This is a genomic window from Candidatus Binataceae bacterium (genome assembly GCA_035508495.1).
Lineage (GTDB): Bacteria > Desulfobacterota > Binatia > Binatales > Binataceae > JASHPB01.
On sequence record DATJMX010000077.1, the window covers coordinates 114,204 to 126,460 of the forward strand.

12 protein-coding genes are annotated in these 12,257 nt (G+C 62.7%); 3 read left to right on the forward strand and 9 right to left on the reverse strand.

The features are described from left to right. Positions 1-48: 48 nt before the first annotated feature. The 9 genes from VMA09_22725 to VMA09_22765 form a co-directional block, all read right to left on the reverse strand. Positions 49-543, reverse strand: a complete 495-nt coding sequence (locus tag VMA09_22725; protein HUA36438.1) for a hypothetical protein — start codon at positions 541-543, stop codon at positions 49-51. Then, the gene (argH, locus tag VMA09_22730; GenBank protein ID HUA36439.1) at positions 540-1,937 is read right to left on the reverse strand and encodes an argininosuccinate lyase; all 1,398 of its coding nucleotides are present in this window, start codon (positions 1,935-1,937) and stop codon (positions 540-542) included. The genes VMA09_22725 and argH overlap by 4 nt, the downstream gene beginning before the upstream one ends. Before the next feature lie 296 nt (positions 1,938-2,233). Continuing rightward, positions 2,234-3,451 carry an argininosuccinate synthase gene (locus tag VMA09_22735; protein ID HUA36440.1) on the reverse strand — a complete coding sequence of 406 codons (1,218 nt, stop codon included), beginning with the start codon at positions 3,449-3,451 and terminating at the stop codon, positions 2,234-2,236. A 17-nt stretch (positions 3,452-3,468) separates the two neighbouring features. Further along, complete coding sequence (argF, locus tag VMA09_22740) at positions 3,469-4,452, reverse strand: ornithine carbamoyltransferase (protein ID HUA36441.1); 984 nt, start codon at positions 4,450-4,452, stop codon at positions 3,469-3,471. A gap of 3 nt (positions 4,453-4,455) precedes the next feature. Beyond that, entirely contained in the window at positions 4,456-5,655 is a 1,200-nt protein-coding gene (locus tag VMA09_22745; GenBank protein HUA36442.1) for an acetylornithine transaminase, read from the reverse strand. Between the two features lie 17 nt (positions 5,656-5,672). Next, the gene (gene argB / locus VMA09_22750) at positions 5,673-6,581 is read right to left on the reverse strand and encodes an acetylglutamate kinase (protein ID HUA36443.1); all 909 of its coding nucleotides are present in this window, start codon (positions 6,579-6,581) and stop codon (positions 5,673-5,675) included. Positions 6,582-6,713: 132 nt separating this feature from the next. Next, complete coding sequence (gene hslU / locus VMA09_22755; GenBank protein ID HUA36444.1) at positions 6,714-8,087, reverse strand: ATP-dependent protease ATPase subunit HslU; 1,374 nt, start codon at positions 8,085-8,087, stop codon at positions 6,714-6,716. Between the two features lie 5 nt (positions 8,088-8,092). Further along, positions 8,093-8,653 (reverse strand): ATP-dependent protease subunit HslV, encoded by a 561-nt coding sequence (gene hslV / locus VMA09_22760; protein HUA36445.1) that lies wholly within the window; start codon positions 8,651-8,653, stop codon positions 8,093-8,095. Next, positions 8,634-9,536, reverse strand: coding sequence for a tyrosine-type recombinase/integrase (locus VMA09_22765; protein ID HUA36446.1), 903 nt, complete (start codon positions 9,534-9,536; stop codon positions 8,634-8,636). The genes hslV and VMA09_22765 overlap by 20 nt, the downstream gene beginning before the upstream one ends. Positions 9,537-9,641: 105 nt before the next feature. Between VMA09_22765 and VMA09_22770 the strand changes: the two genes are divergently transcribed. From VMA09_22770 to glmU, 3 genes are read left to right on the forward strand one after another with little or no spacing between them, the layout of a single operon-like run. After that, the gene (locus VMA09_22770) at positions 9,642-9,923 is read left to right on the forward strand and encodes a hypothetical protein (protein HUA36447.1); all 282 of its coding nucleotides are present in this window, start codon (positions 9,642-9,644) and stop codon (positions 9,921-9,923) included. Then, the gene (locus VMA09_22775) at positions 9,920-10,336 is read left to right on the forward strand and encodes a hypothetical protein (protein ID HUA36448.1); all 417 of its coding nucleotides are present in this window, start codon (positions 9,920-9,922) and stop codon (positions 10,334-10,336) included. Before VMA09_22770 ends, VMA09_22775 begins: the two co-directional genes overlap by 4 nt. Positions 10,337-10,341: 5 nt before the next feature. Further along, the gene (gene glmU / locus VMA09_22780; protein HUA36449.1) at positions 10,342-11,772 is read left to right on the forward strand and encodes a bifunctional UDP-N-acetylglucosamine diphosphorylase/glucosamine-1-phosphate N-acetyltransferase GlmU; all 1,431 of its coding nucleotides are present in this window, start codon (positions 10,342-10,344) and stop codon (positions 11,770-11,772) included. The last annotated feature ends 485 nt before the right edge of the window (positions 11,773-12,257 follow it).

Sequence of the window (12,257 nt, forward strand, 5' to 3'; positions counted from 1 at the left end):
GGCAGTGAGAGACGGTTTTATCACAGCGCGGCAACGCGAATAAACGGCTTAAGGAATCGGCGTCGGCGTCGGGAGCTGGTAGGTCTCCGGATTCGGCGGCGGCGGCGGAATGCGCCTTATCACGGTCGCGGTGTTCGACGGTTTGCTCACATAACCGTCAGTCGTGTTCGATACGACCTGATAGTGATACGTTTTGCCGACCTCCGTGCTTTGATCGATGTAGACGAACGTTTTCTGCTGCTGGAAGCGTCCCTGGTCGGTGACCGGAACGTCGGCGATCTTCACATACGGTCCGTCGCTCTCCGCGCGCGTCAGCGTGAAGCCCGCGAGATCGCGCATCTGCGTGCCACCGGCGTAGCGCTCGGGCCGATGCCATACGACTCGTATCCCCGCGCGCGGCGTGGTCGCCTGTAAATCGAGGATCTGCTCGGGCCGCGCGTACTCGGGCGGGATCGGCGGCGATTTCACACCGCATCCCAGCCACAGTGCGGTTGCTGCGGTCGCGATCAGAGCGATCGCGGTAATTTTTATCTCGCGCTTCACGAGCCCCCGAGCTCCTTCAGGCGGCGCCTCACTGTTGCGGGTGCAGGACCACCGTCGATCGCGCGACGGGCGAGCGACTGCTCGGCGCTAAGAATCGAGGTCGCGTCGACGCCGAACGCATCGGAATGCCGCCGCAGATCTTCGGCAGTAAGAGACTCGAGCGGCTTGCCTGCCTCGACCGCCTCGCGCACGAGCGCGCCGACGATCTCATGGGCCTCACGAAACGGCATCCCATGGCTGACAAGGTACTCGGCGAGATCGGTCGCAAGCGCATAGCCGCCGGCCGCGTCGCGCATGCGACGGGTATCGAAGCGCAGCATCGGCCAGAACTTCGCCAGCAGGCCGAGCGTCGGCTTGATCGTGTCGAGCGCGTCAAAGACGCGTTCCTTGTCTTCCTGGAGATCGGAGTTGTAGGCGAGCGGCAAGCCCTTGAGCGTTGTCAGCATCGCGACCAGGTCGCCGACCACGCGCCCAGTCTTGCCGCGAATCAGCTCGAGCAGGTCAGGATTCTTCTTCTGCGGCATCATCGAGCTGCCGGTTGAAAATTCGTCGGGCAGCGAGGCGAACGCGAACTCCGACGTCGTCCAGAGAATGATCTCCTCGCTCATGCGCGACGTGTGGACCGCGAGCAGGGCTGCGGCGGAGAGAAAATCGACGACGAAATCGCGATCGGACACCGAGTCCATCGTGTTGGCGGTGATCGCGCGGAAGCCGAGTTCGCGCGCGACGAACTTGCGATCAATAGGCAGCGTTGTACCCGCGAGCGCGCCCGCGCCGAGCGGCATCACGGCGGTGCGCGCTGCGGCTTGCGCGAAGCGCTCGCGATCGCGGCCCAGCATCTCCACGTACGCGAGCAGATGATGCGCGAGCGACACGGGCTGCGCGCGCTGCAGATGCGTGTAGCCGGGCATGACGGTTTCGACATGCCGGTGCGCCAGGTTCGTCAGCGCCTTGCGCAATCCGGAGATCAGCGCCACCACTTCGGCGATCTCGTCGCGGAGGTAGAGCCGGAGATCGAGCGCGACCTGGTCGTTGCGCGAGCGCGCCGTGTGCAGCTTGCGGCCCGCGTCGCCGGTAAGCGCGATGAGACGGCGCTCGATAGATAGATGAATGTCCTCGTCGGCTATATCGAACTTGAAGCGGCCGGCGTCGATTTCGGTGCGGATCTGCTCGAGGCCGCGAGTGATTGCCGCCAACTCTGCGCGGGTGAGAAGTCCGATCTTTGCGAGCATCCGCGCGTGCGCAATTGAGCCAAGAATGTCATGGCGATAGAGCCGCCGATCGAAGGGCAGCGATGCTGTAAACCTTTCAACCTCGGGCAATCGTCCCTTGGCAAAGCGCCCGCGGATGATGTTGCCGGTTCCGGATTTCGACTTGGAAGACTTACGCGGCATAGGTTAGCAAGCTGTTTCCGAACAACCGCGCTCGCAAAACGAGAGCGGTTATAAAAGAGGCGATCATTGATTCGATCAAACTGGGCGGGTGCGTTTCACTCCGCGGCGGGGGAACGGCAGGTGCAGCCGCGCGCGGCGCAGCTGATCGATCCGTCAGGATGCTTGATGTGCACGTCGAGCTTGTGATGGCAGCGCTCGCATTCTCCCGCGCGCGGTCGCGGAACGATCTTCGGCTGTGGGCGCGGCGGTTTGAACGGGATTACCTTGCCCAAATTCCTTTCCTGCGGCGTGAGAGGTTAGCTCTTTGCGCTCGATTGCGCGAGCGCTCGCAACCTCATTCCTGCCAGGCGAATCAGCCCGGTCGCGTCGGCCTGCTGATAACCACCCGCCTCTTCGAAGCTCACCATCTTCATGTCGTAGAGCGAATTCGGCGACTTGCGGCCCGCGATCGTCGCCAGACCCTTGTACAGCTTGAGCCGCGTCACACCGTTCACGTTCCTCTGCGTTTCGTCGATGAATGCCTGCAGCGCCTCGCGCTCGGGCGCAAACCAGAAACCGTTGTACACCATCTCGGCGTAGCGCGAGACGAGCGAATCGCGCAGATGCATCACCTCGCGGTCGAGGGTTAGCTGCTCGACGCCGCGATGCCCATGCATCAAGAGTGTGATTCCGGGGCTCTCATACACGCCGCGCGACTTGATGCCGACGTAGCGGTTCTCGACCATGTCGATGCGGCCGATGCCGTGGCGGCCGCCGATCTCGTTGGCGCGCTCGATGATCTTCGCCGGGCCGAGGCGCTCGCCGTTTATCGCAATCGGATCGCCGTGCTCGTATTCGATCTCGATGTGCTCGGGCGTGTTCGGCGCATCCTCGGGCGCGACCGTCAGGCGGAACATATCGTTGTACGCCTCGCGCCAGGGATCCTCGAGGATGCCGCCCTCGTAGCTGATGTGCACGAGGTTGCGATCCATCGAGTAAGGCTTCTCTTTGGTCGCCTCGACCGGGATTTTCTTCTCGTCGGCGTAGGCTATCATGTCGGCGCGGCCGACGAACGGCCAATCGCTGCGGCGCCACGGCGCGATGACTTTCAGATCGGGCGCAAGCCGCGCGAAAGTCATCTCAAAGCGCACTTGGTCGTTGCCTTTGCCGGTGGAACCATGCCCGACCGCATCGGCGCCTTCGGCGCGCGCGATCTCAACCTGCTTCTTGGCGATCACCGGGCGCGCGATCGAGGTACCCATCAGGTAGTAGCCCTCGTAAATCGCGTTGGCGCGCAGCATCGGGAAGACGAAGTCGCGCGCGAACTCCTCGCGCAGATCAGCAATGATGAGCTTGCTCGCGCCGGTCTTGAGAGCCTTTGCTTCGAGTCCTTCGGTTTCCTCGGCCTGGCCGACGTCGGCGCAGTACGCGACGATTTCGCATCCGAAGTGATCCTTGGCCCAGCTCAGGATCACAGAAGTATCGAGGCCGCCCGAATAAGCGAGCACCAGTTTCTTGATTTTCTCGGTCGCCAAAAGTCGACTCCCCAATTTCAGTCTTGTTCCGATGCGATCTGCAGCACTTCCGGGCGCAGCAGCCAGACCATCACGGCCTTCTGCGCGTGCAGGCGGTTCTCAGCCTCGTCGAGCACGGCCGAGCGCGGCCCATCGATGACATCGTCGGTGATTTCCTCGCCGCGATGCGCCGGCAGGCAGTGCATCACGATCGCGCCGGGTGTCGCCTGCTTCATCAACGCGGAGTTCACCTGGAAGCCCTTGAAGTCCTTGCGCCGCTGCGCGGCTTCCTTTTCGCGGCCCATCGAAGTCCACGTATCGGTGTAGACAACGTCCGCGCCTTTGACGGCTTCGATCGGATCGTTCGTGAGAATTCCGCACTCCGCCCGCCGGAACATCTGCATAAACTGCTTGTCAGGCTCGTATCCCTTGGGACACGCGAGACGCAGCTCGAAGCCGGCGAGGGCGGCAGCTTCGATCCACGAATGCGCCATGTTGAAGCCATCGCCAACGAAGGCAACGCGCAGCTTGCGCAGGTCGCGGCCGAAGCGCTCTTGCAGCGTCAGCAGATCGGCGAGCACCTGGCACGGATGCAGCAAATCGGTGAGCGCGTTGATGACGGGCACGCTCGATTCGCGCGCGAGCTCGACGCAGGTTTCGTGGGTGAACGTACGAATCATGATCAGATCGACGACGCGCGCCATGTTACGCGCGACGTCCTTTACCGACTCGCGCTCGCCTATACCGATGTCGTTCGGCGCGAGATAGATCGCGTGACCGCCGAGCTGCGCCATCCCGGTCTCGAACGTGATACGCGTGCGCAGCGAGGGCTTCTGGAAAATCATCGCGAGCGTTTTGCCGCGCAGGTACGGATGCTCGAGGCCCGCCTTGAGCTCCGCCTTCATCCGCGCTGAGAGCGCGAGCAGACCATCGAGCTCGGCCTTTGAGAGCGACGACATGTCGAGGAAGTCGCGCTTCGACGGCGCCTGCGAGCGCGCCTGATGCTTCATCGAGGCCGCCATCGTCTACTTTGCAACCGTCGTCGTAGTGAGCGCGTTCTCGATGATCTCGAGCGCGGCGTCAGCTTCCTCGCGCGTGAGATTCAACGGTGGCAGCAGGCGCAGCACGTTGCCCGCGGTGCCGTTGACGATCAGCTTGTCGCGCAGACAGGCGTCAACGATCGGGCGCGCATCGTGCCTCAGCACTACGCCGATCATCATCCCGAGGCCGCGAACCTCGACGATACGATCGCGGCCCTGGGCGAACTTGCGCAGCCGCTCGAGGATGTAAGCGCCCACTTCAGTTGCGTTTTCGAGCACGCCGTCCTGCTCGATCGCGTCGAGCACGGCGTTGGCCGCAGCGGTCGCGACCGGATTTCCGCCGAAGGTCGTGCCGTGACTGCCGGGGGTGAAGCTCGCGGCGATCTCCTTGCGCGCGATCATCGCGCCAATCGGAATACCGCCGCCGAGCGCCTTCGCAAGCGTCACGATGTCGGGCTTGAGGCCCGCATGCTCGTAGGCGAAGAACTTGCCGGTGCGTCCGACGCCGGTCTGAATCTCGTCGAGTATCAGCAGCATCTTGTTGCGATCGCAGAACTCGCGCACCCGCTTCAGATAGTCGATCTTGGGTACGACGACACCGCCTTCGCCCTGGATCGGCTCGACCATCACAGCGACTGAGCGTTCGTTGCGCGCGCGCTCGAGCGCGGCGATGTCGTCAAACGCTACCAGCGGGAAGCCGGGAACGAGCGGCTGAAAACCCTGGTGATATTTTTCCTGGCCGGTCGCGCTCAGCGTGGCGAGGGTGCGGCCGTGGAACGAGCCGAGCGTCGCGATGATCTCGTAGCGGCCGCCGCCTTCGTTGTGGCCCCAGCGGCGAGCTAGTTTGATCGCGGCTTCGTTGGCCTCGGCGCCCGAGTTGCCGAAGAACACGCGTCCGTTGCCGAACCGGTGCGCGAGCCGTTCCGCCAGACGCGCGGTCGGCTCGGTATGAAACACGTTGGAGACGTGCGTTAGTTTTTCAGCCTGATCCTTGATCGCGCGCACGACGCGCGGATTGCCGTGTCCCAGGTTGGTGACGGCGAGACCGCAGAAGAGGTCGAGATAGCGGTTGCCGTCGGCATCGTAGAGATACGCGCCATGGCCGCGGCTCCACGCGATCGGCAGGCATCCGTACACATCGACCAGATTCTGATGAGTGAGTTCGACAATTTCGGCGTTGTTCATCGTTTGTTGACCGCCAGTTAAGCCTTGGACTCGCGGGCGTTGCGCGATTCCTCGTTCAGATTGGACACGCGCGCTTTGCGCCGCACGACTTCGGTACCGATACCGGAGCGGGTGAAAATTTCGAGCAGCACCGCGTGGCGCACCCGGCCGTCGATGATGTGGGCCTTCGAGACGCCATTGGAGAGCGCCTCGATGCAGCACTCGACCTTGGGAATCATGCCCTCGCTGATCACGCCGTTAGCGATCATGCGCTTGGCCTCGGCGGAGTCGAGCGTCGACAGCAGCTTGCCGTCGGCGTCCTTCACGCCTTCGACGTCGGTCATGAGAATGAATTTTTCAGCCTTGAGCGCGCCGGCGATCTCGCCCGCGGCCGTGTCAGCATTGATGTTGTAAGTCTGGCCGGTGCGATCAACTCCGGTCGGCGCGATGACCGAGATGAAGTTCGCGGCCTCAAGCGTGCGCACGACTTCGGGATTGATCTGTGCGACTTCACCGACGAGGCCGATATCAACGCGCTCGCGTTTGCCGTGTTCGTCGGTGATCGTCATCTCCAGTTTGCGCGCGTGAATCAGGTCGCCGTCCTTGCCTGACAAGCCAACGGCGCGGCCGCCCTGGCGCGAGATCGTGGCGACGAGATCCTTGTTGATGCGCTGCAGCACCATCTCGGCGGCTTCCATCGTTTCGGCGTCAGTGACGCGCAGTCCGCGCACGAACTTCGACGGCAGTCCGAGCTTGCCGATCAGTTCGGTGATCTGCGGGCCGCCGCCATGCACGACCACCGGATTGATGCCGACGAGATCGAGCAGCACGACTTCCTGCGCAAAGCTCTCGCGCAACTCCTGCGTGGTCATCGCATGGCCGCCATACTTGATGACGAAGGTTTTGCCGCGAAACCGTTTGATGTACGGCAGGGCCTCGATCAGCATCTCGGCCCGTTTAATCAGGTCTTGCTGCACGTCCTTTTTCTCTACTCCGAAAACGCAATCAAAACAGTCTTGAACGCCTCGCGCAAATGGCGCGGGCGTTCGATTTAATGGCGCGGTAACAGGGCGCCTGGATTACAAAATGTAACGGGACAGGTCCTCGTCCTTGACGATCGCGTCAAGGCGCCCGTGGACGTATTCCGCGTCGATCGTAATCTCGCGCTGGTTCATCTCGGGCGCCGTGAAGGAGAGCTCCTCGAGCAGGCGCTCGAGGACGGTGTGCAACCGGCGCGCGCCGATATTCTCCGAGCGCGCGTTCACCGCGGCCGCGATTTCGGCGAGCGCGCCGACCGCATCCTCGGTGAAATTGAGATGCACACCTTCAGTTTCCATCAGCGCGACATATTGCCGCGTGAGCGCATTTTCGGGCTCGGTCAGGATGCGGATGAAATCTTCGCGCGTCAGAGCCTGCAATTCGACGCGAATCGGAAAGCGACCCTGGAATTCGGGGATGAGGTCCGACGGTTTGGAAGTATGAAACGCGCCCGAGGCGACGAACAGGATGTGATCGGTCCTGATCGCCCCGTACTTGGTGTTGACCGTCGAGCCTTCGACGATCGGCAGCAGGTCGCGCTGCACGCCTTCGCGGGAGACATCGGCGCCCCGGTTCGCGTCGCGTCCCGCGATCTTGTCGATCTCGTCGATGAACACGATCCCGGACTGCTCGGCGCGATGAATCGCTTCCTGCGCGACGGCCTCCATGTCGACCAGCCGCGCCGCTTCCTCCTGCGTCAGCAGCTCGAGCGCCTCCTGGATCTTCACCTTGCGGTGGCGCGTCTTCTTGGGCATGAGCTGATTCATCAGCTCCTTCATGTTGAGGCCCATCTCTTCCATGCCCTGCGGCGCAAGGACTTCGACCATCGGCGCGGCATTGGCGGAAACTTCGATCTCGACTTCGCGATCGTCGAGCATGCCCTCGCGCAGGAGCTTGCGCAGCTTCTCGCGCGTCTCCTTGTGCGAGCCGTTCTCGGGCGGCTCGATCTCGCCCTGGGGCGTTACGACCGCGGGCCGGCGCACCTTGGCCGGCGCAGGAAACAGCAAGTCAAGCAGATGCTCCTCGGCGTTATCGCGCGCCTTGAGCGCGACGCGTTCGCGCGCTTCCTCGCGCACCAGCTTAACCGAGATTTCCGCGAGGTCGCGGATCATCGACTCGACGTCGCGGCCGACGTAGCCGACCTCGGTGTAGCGCGAGGCTTCGACCTTGATGAACGGCGCCTGCGCCAGCCGAGCGAGCCTTCGCGCGATCTCGGTCTTGCCGACGCCGGTCGGACCGATCATGAGTATGTTCTTGGGCGCGATTTCGTCGCGCAGGTCGGGCGCGACGTTCTGACGGCGCCACCGGTTGCGCAGCGCGATCGCGACCGAGCGCTTGGCGTCGTGCTGGCCGACGATGTAGCGATCGAGCTCGGAGACGATTTCGCGCGGAGTCATTACCTGCGGCACAGACATCGCGATCAAAGTTCCTCGATGACGAATTGGGCGTTGGTGTAAACGCAAATCTCGGATGCGATCTTCATGGAAGCGTCGGCGATCTGGCGCGCGCTCAGCGCCGGCGCAACGCGCACGATCCCACGCGCCGCGGCGAGCGCGAAGTTGCCGCCCGAGCCGATCGCAAGGATGCCGTCGTCAGGCTCGAGCACGTCGCCCGCGCCGGAGATCAGAAGCGAGCCTTCGCGATCGGCCACCACCAGCATCGCCTCGAGCCGCCGCAGAATCCGGTCGGTGCGCCAGTCCTTGGCGAGCTCGACTGCGGCGCGGCGTAGCACGCCGTTGAACTCCTGGAGCTTCGCTTCGAACTTGTCGAACAGCGTCATCGCGTCGGCGGTCGAGCCGGCAAATCCCGCCAGCACGCGATCCTGATGCAGCCGGCGCACCTTGCGCGCCGTGCTTTTCATGATCGTCTGGCCGACGCTGACCTGCCCGTCGCCAGCCATCACGACACTGTCGCGATGGCGCACGCTCAGAATCGTGGTGTGGCGAAACTTGGCTCCCGGTTCAAGCCCTTGGGTGGGCACGCTTGTAGACCTCTTTCAAATGGTTGACGCTCACGTGCGTATAGCGCTGCGTCGTCGCAAGGCTCGCATGGCCGAGCATCTCCTGGATCGACCTTAGATCGGCGCCGTTGCTGAGCATATGCGTCGCGAAGCAGTGACGCAGGCCGTGCGGTGTGATTTGTCCGCCACGCCCCGCAAGTTCCAGCCGCCTCGCAAGGATTTTCTCAACGCTGCGCGTCGTGAGTCTAGCGCCCCTGAGATTGGTGATGACCGCGCCGGCGCGATCCGCTTTATCCGGCATCACGTCGCGCCACGCTCGCAGCGCATCGAGCGCGGGCTCTCCGATCGGTACGATCCGATCCTTGTTGCCCTTGCCTGCCCGCACGCGCACCATCCCGAGCTCTTCGTCGATATCGCTCCAATCGAGGCAGACGAGCTCGCTGACCCGCAGACCCGCCGAGTAGAGCGTTTCCATGATCGCGCGATCGCGCAACCCCGCCGGCGAACCGGGTCGCTCATCGGTTTCGATTACGCGCTCGACGTCTTCCGAGGCCAGTACGCGCGGCAGGCGGCGCTCGCTCTTGGGCGAGCGAATCGCACGCGCGGGACTGAGAGCTCCAATCGAGGCTTCGCGATAGCGAAAGAATGCCTTGATCGCACTGAGACGCCGCTGCACGGTGGCGCGGCTGGCGGTTTTCATCAGCATCGCAAGGTAAGCGCGGATGTGGTCGGCGGTAATCGAACCGGGATCGACGCGCTCGTCGTCGTTGCCAGCTTTCTTGCGCCGTTCGAGCAGAAAATTGCGGAAGCCGACGAGGTCGCGGCGGTAGCTCGCCACGGTATTATCCGAAGCTCGCGATGCCTTGCCGAGCGCTGCGACGAACGCCTCGATATCTGCTACCAATGCTCGCCCCTATCGTCCCCTGCGGCTATGCTAGCAAGAGCGGCCAGAGTGACAAAGTATGTGTCCTCAATATGAGCATCGAACTGCGGGCCCGGCGCGGCGCAAATGAACTGCTTTCACTGCGGGCGCGCGATCGAGGTCAAGGAGCGGGGCGGCTTTCGCGACGAATGTCCGCAATGCGATCGGCCGCTGCATGTTTGCCGCAACTGCGGATTCTACGAGCCCGGACTTAACAATGACTGCCGCGAGACCCAGGCCGAACGCGTAGTGGAAAAGGATCGCGCCAACTTCTGCGAATACTTCATCCCGTCCGGCGCCGCGCGCGCGCAAGCGCCGGGTGCCAACGCGGCCCGCACAAACCTCGAGGCTCTGTTCAAGAAGAAATGACCAAAGCAGCGGCGAATCGAAGACTAAATCTGGCGCTAGCGTTCGCGATGCTCGCGATGCTCGCCGCATGCACCTCGAAAAACAGCGCGCGCGGCGTGGTCGACGACTTCATCGATCAGCACTACGTCGCGATCGATCTCAAGGGCGCCGAGCCGTACTGCACCGGGCTCGCGCTCGACAAGCTGCACGATGAAATGAAGCTGACTGCCGGTCAGCATATCGATGACACGACGCGAAAACCGGTCGTGCACTACAAGCTGACCGCGCAGCGCGAAACCTCCGATCATGTCGAGTTCCTGTTTCGCGCGACGATCGAAGTGCCCGAGGGCGGCACGTTCCAGAAGAACTGGATGATCACCGCGCGCAAGGACGGCGACTCGTGGAAAGTCTCGAACTATAGCGAGTACGACTGAGCGCGATGGATCTTGCCGCGATAATTCTGGCCGCCGGAAAGGGCACGCGGATGCGCTCGGCGCGGGCCAAGGTTCTGCACGGGCTCGGCGGCGGGCCGATGATCGCGCGCGCGATCCGCGCCGTCGCGGAGCTCGGACCGGCGCCAATCGTCGTCGTGGTCGGGCACCAGGCAAAGGAAGTGGAAGCCGCGGCACGCGAGCGATTTCCGCGCGAGCAACTGGCGTTCGCGCTCCAGGAGCCGCAGCGCGGCACCGGAGATGCCGCCCGCATTGCGCTGACGGCCTTACCGGCGCAGTTCGATGGTCTCGTGCTCATAACTTATGGCGATATGCCGCGGATTGGCGGCGCGACGTTGCGCGCCTTCACGACGGCGCATCGCAAGAGCGGCGCGGCGCTGTCCTTCATCTCGATCAAACTCGCCGATCCGAAAGCCTACGGGCGAGTGGTGCGCGATGAATCGGGGCGCGTGGTCAGGATCGTTGAAGCGCGCGATGCGAGCCCTCGCGAGCGGACCATCAGTGAAATCAACACAGGAGTTTACCTTGCGAACGTATCGTTTCTGCGCGAGGCGCTGCGTGAGCTTCAGCCCAACAACGATCAGAACGAGTATTATTTAACCGACCTGGTCGCGATTGCGCGCGCGAAGTCGCTGGGCGTCGAAGCATGGATCGCGAGCAACGAGCTGGAATTCGCCGGCATAAATTCCCGAACGGAGATGGCGGAAATGGAAGCTGCAATCCGCGAATCGACTAATCGAAAATTGATGGACGCCGGAGTAACCTTCATCGACCCGGCGACTGCGTATATTTCCGAAGAAGCGGAGATTGGCGCGGACTGCGTAATCGGTCCCAACGTGCAGATTCTCGGCCAATGCAAAATCGCCGCGGGCGTGACGATTGAAGGCACGGCATGGCTCCGCAACGTGACGATCGGAAGCGGCACGCTGCTCAAGCTTGGAGTGCGGGCCGAAGATGCGATCATCGGCGACCAATGCGAAATCGGTCCGTTCGCGAATCTGCGCGCCGGAACCTATCTCGAAGGCGAAAATCGAATCGGCAATTTCGTCGAGACCAAGAAGGCGCGCATCGGCCGCGGCAGCAAGGCGAGCCATTTGAGCTATCTCGGCGACGCGACGATCGGCCGCGATACCAACGTCGGATGCGGCGTTATCACCGTGAACTATGACGGCTACGATAAGCATCAGACTGAGATCGGCGATCGATGCATGGTCGGATGCGATACTCAGCTCGTCGCGCCGGTGAAGGTCGGCAACGATGTATATGTCGCGTCGGGCACGACGATCCTGCAAGAGGTCGCAGACGGCGCGCTCGTGATGTCGCAGCATCCGCAGCGCGAAAAGCCGGGATGGACCGCGCAATGGCGCAAGCGTCACGGCGATACGCCGGACGGCAACGGCGAGCGGCATCGCAAATAGGATTCGCAATAGCGGGTTGAACTCGCGCGCCCCGTTCGGGATAATTCTTGAAGGAACGACGCAATCGATTTTGCTGACGAGGTGAACTGAGCGAAGGATTAGAGAGTAGCGCCAGACTCGAGAAGTAGCTTCGAGTTGACGAGGTGGAAGTCTATCGAGAAATTCGGCGGATGGCTTCCCGGTTCCATAATCGTTAGAGGCGAACAAACCGCGCGGGTGACTGCGCGACAAAAACCGTCTCCAGTGGCAGGGTGCAAGGCCCTGAAGTTGTTCGACTAAACTCTCCTGCTCAATTCCGCAGCCATTTCGCATCGCGCATGCGCGCGGTCGTTCCGAGCCGCACGATTAACGTGCGCATCGAACGCCCCGTCGTGGGGAAAGGAACTGACTATGTGCGGAATTATGGGATATGTCGGAACGAATGACGCCTGCCCGATCTTGATCGACGGACTCGCGCGGCTCGAGTACCGCGGCTACGACTCGGC

What these genes read in the sequence shown, in the direction of transcription:
- hslU (HUA36444.1), bottom strand. Translation starts at nt 8,087, where the DNA reads ATGTCTGTGCCGCAGGTAATGACTCCGCGCGAAATCGTCTCCGAGCTC.
- glmU (HUA36449.1), top strand. Translation starts at nt 10,342, where the DNA reads ATGGATCTTGCCGCGATAATTCTGGCCGCCGGAAAGGGCACGCGGATG.
- argB (HUA36443.1), bottom strand. Translation starts at nt 6,581, where the DNA reads ATGCTGATCGAGGCCCTGCCGTACATCAAACGGTTTCGCGGCAAAACC.
- VMA09_22770 (HUA36447.1), top strand. Translation starts at nt 9,642, where the DNA reads ATGAACTGCTTTCACTGCGGGCGCGCGATCGAGGTCAAGGAGCGGGGC.
- argH (HUA36439.1), bottom strand. Translation starts at nt 1,937, where the DNA reads ATGCCGCGTAAGTCTTCCAAGTCGAAATCCGGAACCGGCAACATCATC.
- argF (HUA36441.1), bottom strand. Translation starts at nt 4,452, where the DNA reads ATGGCGGCCTCGATGAAGCATCAGGCGCGCTCGCAGGCGCCGTCGAAG.
- VMA09_22775 (HUA36448.1), top strand. Translation starts at nt 9,920, where the DNA reads ATGACCAAAGCAGCGGCGAATCGAAGACTAAATCTGGCGCTAGCGTTC.
- VMA09_22745 (HUA36442.1), bottom strand. Translation starts at nt 5,655, where the DNA reads ATGAACAACGCCGAAATTGTCGAACTCACTCATCAGAATCTGGTCGAT.